Raw genomic sequence first — 17,871 nt, forward strand, 5'->3', positions numbered from 1 at the left:
AACTAAAGCGGGAGCTTCGGAAGGTGAAGGGCCGGGATAGCTATCACAAGGGTCACATCCTGGAATACCTCTTAATGCGCTACCTGAGGTTTGAGGAGTACAGGAAGGAGGGTGCCCGCCTCAGGGATAAGGTGTATAATTACCAGGAGGGCGCCGAATTCACCTCGTACCGGGAGGTTAAGTCCAGCAGGATAAACCTCGAGGGCGGTAGGGAGCACGAGATAGACATATGGGCGAGGAGTCTCGAGGATGGACAGGACCTTCTAATCAATGTGAAGGCTCACGGCAGGAAGGCAGGCCAAAGCGAGGTCGAGGAGTTCCTCAAGGTAAAGGAGACTGCGCGGGAGCTTGGGGTAAAAGGGTACTACATCTTCTACAGCACAAGCGGATTTGATGATAATGCACTAGAACTCCTCAACCAGCATAAGATCATGTATGCAGATGGGGAGAGCTGGGAGTTATAGATCATAGATTATAGATTATAGATAATGATCAGATGACCAGCGGCGTCACCGATACCACCCGTATTCCTCAATAGCCTCAAAGAATGCAAGTATATTCTCCCACGGCACCTCGGGCTCGAGGATGTGAGTCGGCGCGAGCAGGAGGCCCCCGCCCTTCCCCACCACCTCCACCCGTTCCTTGACGACCCTGCGCACCTCGTCAGGGGTGCCAAACGGCATGGTTGACTGGGTCCCGATTGTGCCCCAGAAGGCAAGCCGGTCCCCATATTCCATTTTCACGCGCGCCGGGTCCATACACTCAGGCTGGACAGGGTTGAGGACATCCACGCCGACCTCTATAAGCTCCGGTATTATCACTGTCGGATCGCCATCACAGTGGTAAAACACATGTATTCCAGGATTGACACCTCTCGCCGCCGCGATCACCTTTCCGAGGCGAGGCTTCAGCCACCTTCGCCAGGTTTCGGGGCTCATTACAAGCCCCCTCTGGGAGGCGATGTCGTCCCCGAGCCGCAAGATATCCACCCCAGCCTCTGCATAGCGGACCGCCTGCCGGCACCGGAGCTCTGTGAGCCTATCCAGGAGCGCAGCTGCAATATCCGGGTTTACCATGAAGTCTACGAGAAGGTTCTCCATGCCCCGCAAGAACCAGGCGATCTCGAAAATCGTCTGGTAAAGCTCGCCCATCACGGCATACCCTCGGTCGTGCCACCGTTTGACCTCGGTGTCAAAATGCTCGTGGCGGTATGGCTCCATGAAATCCGGGAACATGAATTCCTCCACATCCGAAACAGTTTGTGCGCGCCCGAGGGGGTGATGAATGAGCCTGACAAAATGATATGATGAACCCTTCCTAAACGCTACGCCCCATTCATCAATAGTTACTTCTCCCTCTCCCTCTCCTTCCCCCTTTCCTCCTCCTGACAGCCCGGCCACCTCGGGAGGGACCTGGCGCGTTACCCGGGTTGGCCGAAAGGCTACGGGCCGCACCTCGAAATCAAAGTATTCCGCAGGATCATCAGCCCCCGTCTTCTCGCGGAATACCTCCATCAGAGCCGGAGTAAACGCACCGTAGCTTATCTCCCTCGGGACCTTATCAGGCTTTCGCCTGCCGAGCGCGGCAAGGACGCGCTCTCGCGGACTCATGGAACCCAGAGCTCTCGGCCACGCTGCAAGACTTGCCACCATGGTATAATCTACACCTCCCATCCCATCTCCTATATCGATGCATCCTGTATCAACGCCTTCTATATCTATGCCTTCTATATCGATGCATCCCATTTCCTATAAGGAACGACTTTCACCGCGCCAAGGATCCCGGCCGGACGCGGCGTTGCCAGGAGGTTAGCGATGGTGTTCGTCACCCTTATCTCCACCTCGTTCTCTCCCACCCTGGCTGCCTCGCTGATGTTGACGCGGTAGGGCGGCCAGATGAGAGGCGGCAGCTTATGGCCGTTCAGGGTCACCTCGGCGGTCGACTTCACGTCCTCGAATTCAAGGAAAAGCTCATATTTTTCATGCTCATCAGACCCACATCCTTTTTCACGCCCATCAGATCTACGGCCGCGCCAACGTTCAAACCAGGCTTCCGGCAGCACAAACCTCTGGCGATAGAGCACGGCTCCGACGTAATTTGGAAGCCCATTCTCCGTCCATGAACCAGATCTCATCGAGCTCGCCGTCTTCACCAGCGTCCTGCCTGTATACAGTCCCACACTCTCACTCGGCCCCGTGCCTTCATGTGGTTCCGCGCCCTGAGGCCCCGCGTCACCAGGGCCTGCATCCCCATGGCCTACATCCTCGACTCTTACCATGAAATCCCCCAGGAGGACAACAGGCTCGAGCCCATGCTTATTAGGCCTCTGCGAGGGCCATGCGGGCATTCGTGCGCGGATTTTAACCTCATTGAAGCCCTGCCGCACATATACACCTAGTTTTATAGCGCGATTGCATCTATCCCAGACAAAGATGGGTTCTGCCTCGCCGGTTATGTTCTGCCCGTTGACCTCAATCCTTACCGGCTCCCCCAAGTCCTCATAGACCAGCACCAGGTCCTCACCCGGGTAATCCTCCAGGTTGAACCCGGCGCTTGCTGTATAATAGGCGCCCGGCGGTATCATTGATGCTTCATCCAGTAAATAGTCCATCTCCCTGTGCCTCTTCCGGTGAGCGCTCTCACCAACCCCGGATTCATCGCCGGTGTGCCATGACTTCGCCAGCTCCTCGAGGGATTCATAGCGGCTAACGAGTATCTCGCAGGTCTCAGCACTGCCGTCCTCCTGGCCCTGGCCCCGGCTATCCTCATCATCGCCGCCAACCCGGACCGTCCAGGGCTCGAGAAGAAGCATATTGGGCTTCTCGAGCCTTATATCCCACTCGTCGCGGAGCACGACGGGCTCGCCGGCCACCCCGGCACCCGCGCCCCGCCCCTCTGCCGGTGTATGTCCGCTCGCCTCATTTCCCTGCTCCTGTTCTTGTTCCTGGCTCTGGCCTTGCCCGCGACCGGCGGCTCCGGTTCCGGCCCGGTCCAAGACAAAATAGAACGCCTCATACGGCTCGAAGCTGAAGGGGATAGAGCCATCCCGGCCCGCCGGGACCGCAAATATCTCACCGCTCGACGGGTCCCATACCTCCACGTGGCCATTATTATGGCTATGACCAGGGCTAGGGCCGGAGCCATGGCTGCTGCCGCTACCATCCCCTATCATACTACCACCACCGTTCCCTGTCACTAAATCCTGGCCACTTGCACCCTTTACGCCCGCCCCGAATCTGAGGGCGACATCCTGTCGACAGTTCTCCAGATTTGCGACGAAATAGAGATCGAGATCCCCTGCCCTGCGGTGCGAATACATTAGATCCCCATTTAGATCCCTGTTCACGCCAGGCGCGCCGGGCTTTCCTGGTGTAGCGAGGTTTTCAACCACAAGATCAGGCGGTAGAAAGCGTCCCAGGATGTCCCCCAGGGTTGCCTTGAGCCAGGCACGAAATCCTCCAACATCAGCTGCAACATCAGCGCATCCTTTACCAGCATGACCGGCATAATCCCCGCTGCCCTGCGGTAAGACCGGCAATGGAATCCACACTGCCTTCCCGCCGCCTGCGCCCTGCCGGATACGGGGTCCCCGGGAATCGTGAGCATCCGGATTCGCCGCCCTCATGCTCCCGCCCACGCCCGCGCCTTCGCCCGTCGCCGCCGCGGCCTCGAAACCGAAGATACCCCGCATGGCCTCCACCACCTCAGGATCCAGCGCCTGACGTGGCGAATTCACAGGCACAGCGCCGATGGCGATGACGGTGCCCCCAGCGTCATAGAACTCCCTGAGGAGCCTCGCAGTCTCCCGCGATATCGTCGATGCGGGCGGGATGATCACCGCGTGGAAGGATTCCTTGCCAACCACAAGGGCCGGGCCGGCAACCCCTGTGCCCTTATCAACACCTGTGCCAGCCCCCGTGCCAGTGCCGGTGCCACCGCCAGTACCAGTGCCAGCGCCAGCCGGGTCCACCTTCGCACCCGGGTCAACTTTCACGCGTACAACGAAATCCCTTGCTACCTGGTCTAACTGCCCTGCCTCAGGGTGACTCGGATCGCCGCCATCCCCGGAAGAAAACGCCTCCAATAGCATCTCGTCAAAAATAAAATCATAATCCCTCTGGATCCGCGGCAGGGCATCAGCCAGGTCGATAATGGCGCGCTTCACCTGCCGCATAAAGGGCGCCTTATCGTGCAGGGTATGCTCAGCCCAGAGCGTAAATGTGGGGAAAAGCACGGCTATATCGGCCACGTGTTCCGTGTGGGTGTTAATATAGGAGCCACGCGCGATATAGGAGGAAAGGCGCTCGTAATGCTCCCACCAGGGCTGCTGGACAAAATGGCTTGCCGGGAAGTCCCTCTTACGAAGGCCCTTCAACGATACGTGGACCGCGTGCGGGTTAAAGAAGTCTATGCCGGTGGCCAGGGCCCAGTTGACCACCTTCTTATACCCCGCCAGGTCAGTCGCCCAGCCGTTCCCGCCGAATATCTCACACAAGATCCGCTTCTTCCCGAGCTGGTGGGCAAGGCTCGCCAGGAGCTTAGGTGCGAGGTTCTTCGTTTCATAGGCGTTGGATTTATCATACGGTCCGGCATCCCCTAGATAGTCGATCCCGGGCATATGCATCTCGCGCCACACAGAAGCGATGCTGCCGTGCGCCACGGGCATCAAGAATAAATCCTCCTCCCAGATGGGATGGCCGGTGAGCTCCAGGCCGTGCTCCTCGCACCAGAGCCTTACCTGCCTGTAGAAAGCCTCGATATAGAGCGAGGTGGCGACTTCATGGTAATCGCAGCGAATCCGGACATAATCCCCGGCAGGAAGGGCGAGCTTGTAGAGGTGCGGCCGCAGGTCGTAGCCTTTCCGTCTCCGGAACTCATCAAGGAACCTCCCCGTCCAGGGCATGCCCTTGTAATGGCCGGGTTCGTCGGTAAAAACGCCGGGGATGGTCTTTCCAAAGTGCTCGCCGAAGCGCTTCGCGTATTCCTCATGGGTCAGCTCCAGGAATTTTGATACCGCCTCTGGATTCATAAGGTCGAGGTAGCCCCGCTCGGCCCTGGTCCAGGGCGCATTCGCCGTGCAGAAGAACTGGTCGTCGCTGGTCCCGGTGAAGAAGACAACAACATCCCACGCGGCCTGCGCCTGCTCCGGTGCGGTTCGCACCCGCCCCGGCGCAGTCCAGGTGAGGGTATTATCCGGCCCTATGTAACCAGTCAAGTCTATATAACCGGCCAGGTCTACCACGCCAGAAATTACAGTTTGACCCTCACTATGAGGCTTATCCTCATCATGAGGCTCATATTGACCCAGGGGCCCCAATTGATCATGAGCTACCCCTGTAGCTGTGACGCGGGCAGGGGGAAAGGCAGAGATGGCGGTGGCTGCAAGGGGGTGAGTTCCCTCGGGGAGGCTCGCCCTTAACGTCTCGCCGGCCCCCACCCGGTAAACCCGGTAATCGAGAAACACCTCCCGGTATTCGGGGTGTTCGCGCAACAGGCGCCCGCCGACGGGCCCGCTCGGCCAGTTATACTCATCATACATCCACGCCTTCATGCCGAGGCGCGAAGCCTCTTTTATGGCATGGCGAATCCCCTCCCAGAAGGCCCCGGAGAGGTACTCGACCTCGAGGCCCGTACGCGGGTGCATGAATACCCCCGCGAAGCCCTTTTCGCGCTGCTCCTGTAGGGACCAGCTCAGGTCGCCGGGATTCATGTCATTGTTTATGAACCAAAAGGCGGTTGGACCGTATTCATGGGATGGTTTGACAGAAGTGGATCTTAGCTCGTTCGCCAAAGACATGATATACCCTCCTGGTCTCAAAATCTGGCAAATTCAAAATCTAGCAAACTCCCAGACATATTCCAAGACATATTACTTGTTCTAGGTCCGGGCCTAATTCCCCTTCTTTCAATCCCTCTCCCCCCTACGTTTCATCTAAGCCTCTCGGGGATACCTTCCATATGCCTTTCCCGTCTCGATCATCGCGATGCAGTTCTCCGTCTTGCACCCGGGGTGGAGTTCGCTGCTGGATGAGAGTATATAGCCTCCCGAACCAGCCACATCATCGATGGCCTTTCTCACTGCAGCCTCCACTTCAGCCACTGTTCCGCGCGGAAGGAGCTCACTGCAGTCGATATTCCCCATCAAAATAAGATCGGGGTAACGCTCACGGACTGTCTTGAGATCCATGCCAGCAAGCGGTTCGAGCGGGTTCAAGCCATCAACACCTGTGGCCACGAGATCGTCTAGGACGCCCATGAGGTTCCCATCTGAGTGAAAGATGCACTTGACGCCGTGCTCGTGCCAGGCATCTACAACCCTCTTCATCCTCGGGAAGAATTCCTTGCGGAGGAAAGCCGGGGAAAAGAGCGTCGACGTCTTAAAGGCTATATCGGAATAGACAAGCACCACCGGCGAGAGCGAATGGTCCACGAATTCGTGGATCCTCCTTATCTCCTGCCTGCACAGGGCCTCCAGCCACGCGGATACGAGGTCCGGCTGACTTGCGTAAAGATATACAAAACTTTTTTAAATCTATCTCAACTCGTGCATTATATATTATGGGAGATTCTATGAGACATCGCAGAATTAAGATATAAGATAAAGTCTGGGCCACTCCGCTTGGACCTTATATTAAAACTTGTATTGAACCGGTCCCGCCTGTATAATGTATATAGCTCAGTTAGTTCAGTTCGTCCCCTTGATTTGACCCCTTAAATAGAGAGACAAGGAGGCTCGAGCCCGCCACAGGAGGCAGGAGGCGTGTTGTGAGACACCCGTAATATGACTGCGATGGGGCGATAGGGCGGGGCAGGATTATGGCAAGAAAGGTGCTTATAGTCGGGGGCGTCGCGGGAGGCGCGAGCGCAGCGGCGCGGCTTCGGAGGATCGACGAGGAAGCCGAGATCATCGTGTTTGAAAAGGGGGGCTACATATCATATGCCAACTGCGGACTCCCCTACTACATCGGCGGGGTTATAAAGGACCGCAAGAAGCTCCTCGTCCAGACCCCGGAGACGATGAAGGCTCGCTTCAATATCGATATCAGGACCCAAAACGAGGTCACTGGCATTGACCGGGCGCAAAAGCGCGTGCGCGTCAAGGATCATAAAACGGGAAGGGAATATTATGAAGCCTACGATAAGCTCGTCCTCTCCCCTGGCGCACGGCCCATCAAGCCCGGGTTCCCTGGCATAGACCTGCCAACTATATTCACGCTCCGCGATATCCCCGATACCGACCGCATCAAAGATTTCATCGATTCCAGGAAGCCCGGGACGGCCGTTGTTGTGGGCGGGGGCTTCATAGGCCTGGAGGCGGCGGAAAACCTATATAATCAGGGAATCGAAGTTTCCATTGTTGAAATGGCGCCCCAGGTGATGCTCAGCCTGGATCCTGAAATGGCTGCCATTGTTCATAATTATCTCAGGGATAAAGATGTAAAACTCTACCTCGGAGACGGGGTCAAGGGGTTTTATATAAAAAATGATGACTATGGAAACGGCAGCGGGAACGGGAACGAAGATAGGGAGAAGGATGGGGATGGAGATGGAGATGGCGGCGCCGGGACAAGGGCCGCGGTGAATAACAAGACCATCGTCGAGCTGTGCAGTGGAAGGCGAATCGAGACGGACATGGTGATCCTGGCGATCGGGGTCAGACCCGACGTAACCCTCGCGAAGGATGCAGGCCTCGAGATCGGCGAACGCGGGGGGATCGCGGTTAACGAGTACCTCGAGACATCCGACCCTGATATATATGCAATAGGCGACGCTATCGAGGTCACCGATTTCACGACCGGGCGACGCATACCGATACCCCTGGCCGGCCCCGCGAATAAGCAAGGGCGCATCGTGGCGGATAATATCTGCGGCAGGAAGCAGAAATATGCCGGGACCCAGGGCACGGCGATCGTCAAGGTCTTCGACCTGGTCGTGGCGACCACGGGGGGCAACGAAAAGACCCTTAGAGAGCTAGGGAGGCCATGCATCAGCTCTATCATCCACCCGGCGTCCCATGCAGGATACTATCCCGGCGGCGTCCCGATATCGCTCAAGATCGTCTTCGCCCCCGATGGCCTGCTCCTGGGCGCCCAGGCGGTTGGGCGCGACGGCGTCGACAAGAGGATCGATGTGCTGGCGACGGCCATCCGATTTGGCAAGAGCGTCTTCGACCTCCAGGAACTCGAGCTTGCATACGCGCCGCCGTATTCCTCGGCCAAGGACCCCGTCAATATGGCGGGCTATGTGGCGGGCAATATCCTGAATGGAGATGTGGACATCATTCACTGCAATGAAATCGAAGGCCTGGACAGGGATCGCACATTGCTGCTGGATGTGCGCGAGCCTTTTGAATGCCAGATGGGGGTTATAGAGGGCTCAGTCAACATCCCCCTCGACCAGCTGCGCGGGCGGCTGCAGGAGCTTCCCAGGGATAAGGACATCGTCGTGTATTGCCAGGTGGGGCTACGGGCATACCTGGCGTGCAGGATTCTGATGCAGCACGGATTTAAACATGTCAAAAACCTGAGCGGGGGGTGGCGGACCTACCAGGCTGTGATGCGCGACCGCGAGGCGAAGAAATCCTAACGCGCCATGTAGTCTGGCCATGTAGTCTGACGCCGAGCTATATAAACACGAGCTATGTAAACACATACTGTGATACTGCTTACCTATACCCACGCTATTTATACCTACGCTACATCTATACCTACGTATACCTACGCTACGTATAGAAGGCCACCGGGAGGCCACGCAGGCGGCGGGCACCTATTGCCTTATGCCAGCATAAATGCTATGATGTGGATGAGTACCAGTCAATATTGTGTGAGATTGTGCGAGATCCGGACGCGTGCCCGTATGCTTAGAATGGCGAGGGCGATCGCACGTCTGGGGGGCTAAGTTGGATGTCAAGCCTTATGTCGAAGGCTTAAGAAGCAGGGCGCAGCTATGGGCCAAACAGTCCGAAAGAGCACGCCAAAGGGCGAGGGAGGATGCAAAAAAGATGGCCTCCTTCCTGACCGAGGCTGGTGCTAGCAAGGTAGTACTCTTTGGTTCACTGACCAGGAGTGATCGATTTACCCCTCGAAGCGATATCGACTTGGCAGTGGAAGGCATTGATTGGTCTACATATTGGCGCATCTTATCTAAACTACACCGGATGAGTGTATTTAATGTGGATCTGGTTGTCCTTGAGGATGCCGACCCCGAATTTAGACAGCGGATTCTCCAGGAAGGGAAGGATCTCTCACAATGATCGGCAACTTGTGATGGGCGAGATTTAATGAGAAGCCGAATGTAGAAGATGGGTTTCTTCAACATATGGTAAAGGTTGTGAGACTAGTGACATGCGGCGGCAGAAGCCCGGTATTCCCCCTCTTCCTGATAGTTATCGGTATCGTCCTCCTGCTCAATAATTATGGCCTGATCACCGTGAACATTTGGGACCTGCTCGCGACATACTGGCCTGTCCTGCTGATCCTTTACGGGCTCTCCCTCCTCTCCGGCTGCGGCCACCGCGGGGTCGCCTGGTGGATTCTCATACTGGTCCTGATCCTTTTTGCACTCTTTGCATATATGGCACCAATGAGATCATGGCACATATAAGAGAAATATATCCAGAAAGATAGGCAGAAAAGAGGTCATGTCAACATGTCAACAGTCAAGCTAACTGAGGGAATATACTGGGTCGGTGCGGTCGACTGGAATATTCGACACTTCCATGGACCCGCCTATTCTACGCACCATGGCGTAACATATAACTCCTATCTCATTGTCGACGAAAAGACGGCGCTTGTGGACACGGTGTTCACCCCATTCACCGACGAATTGATCAGTAATATAAGCGATGTGATAGACCCGGCCAGGATAGATTACGTGATAGCAAATCACGTCGAGGTGGATCATTCAGGCGCCCTTCCGAGGCTTATGAGTATCATCCCCAACGCCCAGATTTTCTGTAGCCTGAAGGGTGTCGACGAGTTTAAGAAACACTACGCTCCTGCGTCCGGCTGGGACTTCCACCCCGTAAAGACTGGACAAGAGCTCAAGCTGGGCAGGCGCACCCTCTCCTTCATCGAGGCGCCGATGCTCCACTGGCCCGATAGCATGTTCACTTACGTAAAAGAAGACGGCATCCTCATGCCCAACGACGCGTTTGGGCAGCACATAGCGACGACGGGACGGTTTGACGATGAGGTGGACGAGCATGAGCTGATGAGGGAGGCGGCCAAGTATTACGCCAACATCCTCATGCCATTTAGCGTCCTTGTCCTGCGGAAGCTGAAGGAACTCCAGGATATGAAAATCCCGGTAAATATGATCGCACCTAGCCATGGGATCATATGGCGAAAGGACCCGGGAAGGATTATCAATGCCTATGCAAAGTGGGCAGAGGGGAAGCCGGTAGGTTCCGCTGCGCCGGAGATGCTCGTGGTCTACGAAACCATGTGGGGCGGCACGGAAAAGATGGCGAAGGCCATCCTCCAAGGTGCGATCGATGAGGGCGTCGATGCCAGGCTTTACAGGCTTTTTGGAGCCGACGAGAGCGACATCATCACCGAATTGCTTACAGCCAGGGCACTGGTCGTGGGATGTTCGACCATAAACAGGGGTGTGCTCCCGACGGTAAGCTCCTTTCTTGATGAGGTGCGCGGCTTGAAACCCGTCAAGAAGATCGGGATGGCCTTCGGCTCATATGGCTGGAGCGGCGGGGCGGTGGAGGTCATAGAGGAAAGGCTCCGCGCTGCAGGTATAGAGCTTGTGGAGCCTGGATTGGGCGTGAAGTGGGTCCCTTCCCCGGAGGAGCTCGAGAGCTGCCGCGAACTCGGGCGAAAGGTCGCGAGACAGGCACGAGCGGTACGTATGAACGCCGCAGTAGGCATGGCAACGGGCCAAGCATCACAACGGAATAATGGAATAACGGGGCAACAGAATAATGGGATAACAGAATAACGGGATAATAGGGTACCGGAATAGCATGGTACCGGGATAGCGGGATAACCGTAGCAAAAGGGGGCCTTCTGGTTGTATGGAAGCAACACCGGCAGCACTGGCGGCGGCGGCAGGCGCGAATGAGCCTCTCGAATGCAGCGATGAGTTGTTTTCCGATATAGTCTCAGCCCTGTCAATGGTCCTCGACGTGGAGGAGGATAGGAAGCTTTATCACGGGTGGAGGGTTGCGGCTATCGCAGCCCTGGCAGCAGAAAAACTCGGGACCGGGCTCCTGCCGGAGGTGTTTTACGGCGGTCTGCTCCATGATATAGGGGCAATGGGGCTCCCGGATCACGTAGTTCACTATCCTACGCTCGAAGCCCAGCTATCCGTGCCCGAGATTCTCCAGCACCCCGCACGCGGTGCCGCCATCGTCCAGGAGGTGCCGGGGCTCGAGGGCGCGGCCAAGATGATCCTGGAACATCACGAGTATTGGGATGGCAAGGGCTACCCCGCCGGAAAGCGCGAGCGGGAGATCTCGCAGGAAAGCCAGGTACTGCGCGCCGCCGACAGCCTAGATCTGATATTCAGGGCGTATACCGGAATCCACGTCAGCGGAATGCCAGCCACCCCCATCTTCAATCCCTACGGCGTCTCTTCGATCTCCACTCTCAGGAATCATATAGCTGCGACTTTTGAGCTCGAGGTGGGCTCGGAGTTCTCCAGGCCTATCTACGAGCTCCTCGTGGAATCCACCGGAATTGGCTCCCCAAACGACCCGAGCTCCTCCTCCAATTCTCTATTTCAACATCTACTGAACGAGGACGGGTTGAAGGAGCTTATGGGCGACATTAGGAGCCGCATCCCGCCTATAATCCCAAAGTGCAGGCAAAACCCGGGCCGCCTGGTCCTATCCATCTTCGCCAAGGTCATCGATGCTAAGCATCAATATACCGCCGGCCACTCGGAGCGGGTGGCCGAATACGCAGTCCACATCGGAAAGGCGATGGGGTTCAAGCCCTCGGAGCTGCGGAAGCTTGAGGCGGCCGGGCTCCTTCATGACACAGGAAAGGTGTCAGTGCCGCGATCCGTTCTCGATAAGAGCGGGAAGCTGACTGCAGGTGAGCTCGAGATCATCAGGAGACACCCCAAACTTACGCTGGAGATTATCGGTTCGATAAAGGGCCTTGGAGAAATCGCCCACATTGCAGGCTACCATCACGAACGCTATGATGGCAAAGGCTACCCGGATGGCCTGAAGGGCGATGATATACCGCTGGGGGCGCGCATCCTGGCTGTGGCCGATACGCTGGATGCTGTAACCTCTGGGCGGCCGTATCAAAAGGTTATGTCCTGGCGGGAAGCCCTCGACCTCCTGCGCCGGAACGCAGGCACGCAGTTCGACCCGCAGGTGGTGGAGGCGGCTGGCGTGGCTTTTGAGCTAAGCCGTGCTAGTGCTAGTGCCACTGCCGGGCGTTGACTCAGAGACCGCACCAGCCGCCTGATCCACACCAGCGGCCACGGGAGTTTGCCATGGGCGCTCTATCTATGTTTTAGTTATGCTCCAGGTGTTCTGTCCATTCCATCCCTGACTATTCTAGAATTTAGCTACTTTACTGCGACCCGCTCCCACACCGGCGCCAGGCGCTCTCTACCACGAGGGCCCAGAATTACCGGCGTAATGCCCGCTATCTCGCACAGGTAGGTCAGAGCCCGCACGCGGTCACCAACCACGCCGAGCACGTGATTACACGGGAAGACATTCAAAAACTCCTCAAACGAGGCGTCAAGCCGCGCATGCACGTGCGGCCATGTCGGGTCCGTCTCGGAGTTGAGCTTCTTCCGCACGTCAGCCGGCAGCTCCACGCTCTCGCCGGACATGATGACCATATAGGGTTTATCGTCCCACACGCCAAGCCTGGCAAAGGTCATCTTCGCCGGAGCTGCATCATATTCCATCGAGGCCCCACCGGCTTTGAAATAGAACTCAAGGGCCGGATGGAAGGTGATCTTCTTGAAGTTCTCCCTCGGGTCCATGCTCAGCGCCGCATAGTAGCTCGAATGGTTGCCCGAGTTGCACCAGTCCCATATATCGAGGTCGGGGTGATACAGGCGGACATCCATGAAGAGGGTTGGCAGGCCGCCGCTGATATACTTCATCATTTGCATAGTCACGGCGGCATACGAATCCGCCTCAGTGGCGCAGACCATCGGCTCCTTGGGGCCGTTCCAGTCATAAGGGTCGTTCATGAGCATCTCGGGTATATCGCCAAGGCACACATACTCTGTCAGCTCACGCTGGCCCTTGAGCCCGCAGAAATCGAACCCCTTCTCCTCGTTGACCATTCGCATGGCTATATAGAGCCTGATCTGAGTCTTCAGGGTCTCCGGGGTCAACATCTTGCCGTCATAGCGAATCCTGTCGCCCAGAAGCTCGGTGAACCACCTGAAGCCCTTCTCCACCTCAGTCTCATCAACCTTCTCCATGGTCTTGACGAGGAGCAACTGGTCGATCTGGCTGACCGTGGCGCCCAGGTGCTTCAGCGTCGGGACTAGATGGAAATACCCCGTCTCCATGCCCATCGAGTGGCCGCCATAGCAGCCATAAACCTCATTTTGCATGGTGGTCAGCGCCTCGCTGGCTCTGAGCCAGTCGACCACCTTGGCCTGCGTCTTTGGATCATTCATCTCGCCCACGATCCGGTGGGTGCGCACGCCCGCCTGCCGGAGCGCGCCGTCCGTGGCCAGGAGGCCTACATTGCCCGGGAAGGCCCCGTTATTGTTGGACAGGCTCAAAATGGGTATATCCCGCCCCACGGAGTTTATAAACGGCCAGACCAGGAAGGGGAAGTTCCAGACATTGTAACACATGATTACCTGCTTCACATTGGCTCGCGAGAGCTCCTCGCCCACCTTTTGTGCCACGCGAACGCTGGTAATGGTCTCGGAGCCGACGACGACCTCGGGCGTGGTGCCGTCCAGATTCTTGAGATTCGCTCGAATGATGTCCGCCCATGCGTGCAAGACCCGCATGTTTTCCGCGCTATTCTGACTGTATACGTGCGGCCGCTCGTCATTCATCATGACAATTCCAATTGGTGTAGATCTCATCTCTCTTACCCTCCTGTTCTTCTTCTTAGGCATTATTTTGAGCATTATAATTTTGAAGCCTGCCGGCTTCTATGATTCCCCTTAATTCTCCTTCTATAGTCTTTTCATGAAATCCTGCCAGAGAGCCGGAGCGCTAAAAATAAAATTATAACAAATCATGGCCACTTGCTTCTCAAATCATAGCCAATTCCCTCGCGAATCATAGCCATTTCTTTCGCCTGAAAAACCAGATCATCCCCGCACTCACCAGCGCCATCAGCCCCAGCGCAGCTGGATAGCCATAGCGGAGACGAAGTTCGGGCATATACTCAAAATTCATGCCGTAGATACCTGCGATAACCGAAAGCGGCATCATGATCGTGGTTATGATGGTTAAAACCTTCATGATCTCATTCATACGGTTGGAAATGCTCGAAAGGTATGCATCCAGGGCGGCGGAAAGCAGGTCATGATGGTTGTCAACGAGATCGAAAAGCCTAAGCACGTGGTCGTAGACATCCATGAAATAGGCGCGGTCAACAGGCCGCATGAACGGCTGGTCACGGCGGAGGATAGCGCTCAGGACTTCGCGCTGCGGGGACAGGGATTTTCTGACCCGCAGGATCCCCCGGCGGAGCACAAACGCCTCCGAAAGTAGCTCCTGACTTGGTGAAAGAAAGATCCTGTTTTCAATCGCCTCCAGCCGATCCTCAATCCTATCCAGGAGGGGAAAGTATTCATCTACGAGGCGCCCGAGTATTTGCTGGAGGAGGAACCCTATTCCCTTCTCCATGAGCTGCTGCGATGCCCTATACTCTTCATGGAGTTTGGCCACGAACTCGAGCTTGTCCCAGTGGAATGTTACTATGAAATTAGCGCCTACGAAGATATCAAACTCGGCAACCCGGAAGAGACGTCCCCCGGCCCCGGGCGCCTGCCGCTCCCGATTCCCTCGTTCCCGCTGATTTCCCCGGTCCTGTTGCTTTCCATATTCCTGCTGCTTTCCGCGTTCCTGCTGCCGTTGCTGCCCGTGGCCGCGGGCATCCGGGCCGACAGCATGAAGGACCAGGAAAAGGTAACCGGGATATTCGTCCACCTTTGGCCGCTGGAGGCGATGCAGGCAGTCTTCAATAGCTAGAGGATGGAAATTGAAGACGCTGCTCAGGAGCTCTACTTCATCCGGGGCCGGCGTTTCAAGGTCCACCCAGAGAAATTCCTGCTTTGCTAAGCTCTCTGCAATTCGAGCCTTTACAGCCCCTGGCTCCAGTCCGCGAAGCGTCTCTTTCTCTTCCTTCTCTTCCGTGCCGGGTAATAGAATTCGAAGCACCCCTAGTCACCTCATTACCTTACCACCTTAGTCTGAGTCTGGCACGTTATCTCATGCTGTCTCCTGGCATGCCATCCCATGCTGTCTCTAAATCTCTAATAAGTATAATCGCACTATCTGTAGAATAACGCAACTGTGACTCGAGGAAATTTCTTAGCCGGTTTCTCAATATGATTTCAAATTCTATAACGCCCTAACACTCTGTAATTCTATGGAAGTCATCTATGGCCCTTGCAAAAGGCCATGAGTTATGCTATCATATTTTTGTCACCGGCCGCGGGCGGGAATTCCCGAGCCCAAGCTGGTATATTGGCCCTCGAAACGCGGGCCATTAGCTCAGTAGGTAGAGCACCGGACTTTTAATCCGGGTGTCCGGGGTTCGAATCCCCGATGGCTCACCAAATGCGCTCCCATCGTCTAGGGGCCTAGGACACCGCCCTTTCAAGGCGGCGACGCGGATTCGAATTCCGCTGGGAGCGCCATTTATCTAAATTCCATACAAATTAAATTCCTTTAGGCCGACATAGCTCAATGGCAGAGCAGCGCATTCGTAATGCGCAGGTTATGGGTTCAAGTCCCATTGTCGGCTCCAAAATTTCATAGGCACCGCGGGCATTTGCGGTGCCTACTATTTTTTGTCTACGAAACATGCGCAGGTACCCGGTGCCGAACCGGTGCCGTGTTATTATTTACCAGCCTTCTTGCGCTGTTTCTTTCCCTCGATTGCTTCCTGGATTTTCCCGGCTGCCTGCTGGTCCCGGCCAGGCATCAGATGGCCATAGATCATCATAGTGGTCGAGATGTCCTTATGTCGCATACGCTCCTGTATCATCTTGGGGTGCAAACCCAAGTCTATGAGCCAGCTGGCGTGGGCGTGGCGGAGGCCGTGGAAGGTCTCGCCCGTTATACCCCTAGACGCCATCCACTCCGGGAACCAGGAGGTGATCGAGTCCGGGTGGTGAGGGAGGCCGTCGCCCCGGTCGCATATCAGGTCAAGATCAGCCCACTGGTCCCCTTTCCTGAGCCTTCTCTTGTTCTGCTCTATGCGGTATTGCTTCAGGGCTTCGACAGTGAGCTTGGGCAAGGTGATCGTCGCCCGGCTTTCCTCGGTTTTTGGCTCTTTGAAATAGAGCCCATCCTCAGGGGTATAACCTAGCACCTGGTTTACAATCAAGATACCCCGGTCCAGGTCCACATCTTGCCATCGGAGCCCGAATATCTCTCCTCTTCTCAAGCCGCAGGTGACGGCCAACAGGATAGGAATGTAGTATTGGGTCTTTTGGGCATCTTCTAACAGGGCGTTGATTTCCTTTTGCGTCAAGGGCTTTACCCTTGTTTTGGGAAGCTTGGGCAGTTCCAGGCCGGATGCCGGATTAGACTGTATGATCTGTAGCTTCACGGCATCCTTGAGGGCCCTATGGAGCACGGCATGATGATAGTGCACTGTCGCCGGCGCAAGGGGCTCTTCATCACCCGGAGGGTCGCTCAGTTCGGTATAGAACTGCTGTATATGATAGGGACGTAGTTTGTCAATCTGCACCTGGCCGAGCTTTTGGACGATCCGCTTTATGCAATCGTTATAACGTCTCCGGGTTTTAGGACTAAGAGACCTTTTGCGCGTGTCCAGCCACTGATATAACCATTCGGCCAGGGACATATTGGAGGGTTCAACGTAGATGCCTTTCTCTAGTTCATTGATGAGCCGGACCATCTCTTTCTCGGCGTCCCGCTTGTTACCTTTGAAACTGCGCACTATCCTCTTACGCTTGCCGGTCGCGGGATCACGCCCGGCCTCGATTATGATAGTCCAGGATGAGTCATAGCGTTTCTCTAGGTGACCGCGCATAAAGGAACTCTCCTTTGGTCAAACTGTTAACGTATTAATTAATTCCTGTTGCCGACAAAAATGGAAAATTATATAACTTTAGTTCAAAAATAAGGGGCGCTCCGTTTTAGATATACTGGTGAACGATGGCCTCCATAAAATCTGAGTAGCTTTTCTGTTGAAGAGCATATTATAATAGGGCACATTATTAATGACGACCGAGATTATGACGATATCTTAATAGGGAATGGTAATACAGGAATTTAAACTATGAAAGAATTCAACAGGGGGTACCGAAATCCTGTGATGAATAAGATAGATAAAGTATGCTCATCTATCCGCAAACTGAATTTACCTTTATCTCCCGAGGCTGCACAAAGCTTCGTGCTTTATGCATGCACACGATTATGGGATAATGAGAGCATCCGATTTCTCAATGAATATACTGAACGCGTATCCATTAGAGATGATGTAGACTTTACAGCAATAGCTAAGGCAGCGCTTGAGTCCATTAAGAATAGCGAAATCCGACGTAGGCAAATCGCGCAAGAGGTAGCCAAGGTTATGTTCGAGGGTGGAATCAGTCCACCCAATATGTCTTTACATGAGTTAGAGTATATTGCCTCCAAGACAATGGAAGAACTAGAAGATTCATGTATCACTTCTGACTATGAATCCCTAGCCTTAGAACATGACTGAG

The 17,871-nt window shown here is 55.5% G+C and carries 13 protein-coding genes and 3 tRNA genes; 10 read left to right on the forward strand and 6 right to left on the reverse strand.

Going from position 1 to position 17,871, the window contains the following annotated elements:
• The first annotated feature begins 23 nt into the window (after positions 1-23).
• Positions 24-464 (forward strand): hypothetical protein, encoded by a 441-nt coding sequence (locus tag HPY52_10395; protein NPV80668.1) that lies wholly within the window; start codon positions 24-26, stop codon positions 462-464.
• Positions 465-509: 45 nt separating this feature from the next.
• On the opposite strand, the gene HPY52_10400 is transcribed toward HPY52_10395, so the two are convergent.
• From HPY52_10400 to HPY52_10410, 3 genes are all read right to left on the reverse strand, one after another.
• The gene (locus HPY52_10400; protein NPV80669.1) at positions 510-1,610 is read right to left on the reverse strand and encodes a hypothetical protein; all 1,101 of its coding nucleotides are present in this window, start codon (positions 1,608-1,610) and stop codon (positions 510-512) included.
• A gap of 116 nt (positions 1,611-1,726) precedes the next feature.
• The gene (locus tag HPY52_10405) at positions 1,727-5,797 is read right to left on the reverse strand and encodes a hypothetical protein (GenBank protein NPV80670.1); all 4,071 of its coding nucleotides are present in this window, start codon (positions 5,795-5,797) and stop codon (positions 1,727-1,729) included.
• A gap of 135 nt (positions 5,798-5,932) precedes the next feature.
• The gene (locus HPY52_10410) at positions 5,933-6,475 is read right to left on the reverse strand and encodes a hypothetical protein (protein NPV80671.1); all 543 of its coding nucleotides are present in this window, start codon (positions 6,473-6,475) and stop codon (positions 5,933-5,935) included.
• 341 nt (positions 6,476-6,816) lie between these two features.
• Between HPY52_10410 and HPY52_10415 the strand changes: the two genes are divergently transcribed.
• The 5 genes from HPY52_10415 to HPY52_10435 all read left to right on the forward strand — a co-directional run bounded on the left by HPY52_10415 (position 6,817) and on the right by HPY52_10435 (position 12,409).
• A complete protein-coding gene (locus tag HPY52_10415) occupies positions 6,817-8,586 on the forward strand; it encodes an FAD-dependent oxidoreductase (GenBank protein ID NPV80672.1) in 1,770 nt (589 codons plus the stop codon).
• Between the two features lie 415 nt (positions 8,587-9,001).
• Positions 9,002-9,253 (forward strand): nucleotidyltransferase domain-containing protein, encoded by a 252-nt coding sequence (locus tag HPY52_10420; protein ID NPV80673.1) that lies wholly within the window; start codon positions 9,002-9,004, stop codon positions 9,251-9,253.
• A 65-nt stretch (positions 9,254-9,318) separates the two neighbouring features.
• Positions 9,319-9,603: a hypothetical protein gene (locus tag HPY52_10425; GenBank protein NPV80674.1), complete on the forward strand. Its 285-nt coding sequence runs from the start codon at positions 9,319-9,321 to the stop codon at positions 9,601-9,603.
• Between the two features lie 45 nt (positions 9,604-9,648).
• Complete coding sequence (locus HPY52_10430) at positions 9,649-10,950, forward strand: MBL fold metallo-hydrolase (GenBank protein ID NPV80675.1); 1,302 nt, start codon at positions 9,649-9,651, stop codon at positions 10,948-10,950.
• A gap of 76 nt (positions 10,951-11,026) precedes the next feature.
• Complete coding sequence (locus HPY52_10435; GenBank protein ID NPV80676.1) at positions 11,027-12,409, forward strand: HD domain-containing protein; 1,383 nt, start codon at positions 11,027-11,029, stop codon at positions 12,407-12,409.
• Positions 12,410-12,537: 128 nt separating this feature from the next.
• Here the strand turns inward: HPY52_10435 and HPY52_10440 are convergent, their stop codons facing one another.
• The gene (locus tag HPY52_10440) at positions 12,538-14,040 is read right to left on the reverse strand and encodes a hypothetical protein (GenBank protein ID NPV80677.1); all 1,503 of its coding nucleotides are present in this window, start codon (positions 14,038-14,040) and stop codon (positions 12,538-12,540) included.
• A gap of 199 nt (positions 14,041-14,239) precedes the next feature.
• Positions 14,240-15,346, reverse strand: a complete 1,107-nt coding sequence (corA, locus tag HPY52_10445; GenBank protein ID NPV80678.1) for a magnesium/cobalt transporter CorA — start codon at positions 15,344-15,346, stop codon at positions 14,240-14,242.
• 325 nt (positions 15,347-15,671) lie between these two features.
• On the opposite strand from corA, the gene HPY52_10450 reads away from it, so the two are divergent.
• The 3 genes from HPY52_10450 to HPY52_10460 all read left to right on the forward strand — a co-directional run bounded on the left by HPY52_10450 (position 15,672) and on the right by HPY52_10460 (position 15,938).
• Positions 15,672-15,747 (forward strand) — tRNA-Lys (locus HPY52_10450).
• Between the two features lie 5 nt (positions 15,748-15,752).
• Positions 15,753-15,828, forward strand: a tRNA-Glu gene (locus HPY52_10455).
• A 35-nt stretch (positions 15,829-15,863) separates the two neighbouring features.
• A tRNA-Thr gene (locus HPY52_10460) sits at positions 15,864-15,938 on the forward strand.
• Positions 15,939-16,031: 93 nt separating this feature from the next.
• Here the strand turns inward: HPY52_10460 and HPY52_10465 are convergent.
• Positions 16,032-17,192, reverse strand: a complete 1,161-nt coding sequence (locus tag HPY52_10465) for a site-specific integrase (protein ID NPV80679.1) — start codon at positions 17,190-17,192, stop codon at positions 16,032-16,034.
• A 282-nt stretch (positions 17,193-17,474) separates the two neighbouring features.
• Here HPY52_10465 and HPY52_10470 point away from each other — a divergent pair, with 282 nt between their 5' ends.
• Positions 17,475-17,870, forward strand: a complete 396-nt coding sequence (locus HPY52_10470; GenBank protein ID NPV80680.1) for a hypothetical protein — start codon at positions 17,475-17,477, stop codon at positions 17,868-17,870.
• Position 17,871 lies beyond the last annotated feature (1 nt).

The organism is Bacillota bacterium, from assembly GCA_013178415.1.
In the GTDB taxonomy this organism is placed as follows: domain Bacteria; phylum Bacillota; class SHA-98; order Ch115; family Ch115; genus Ch115.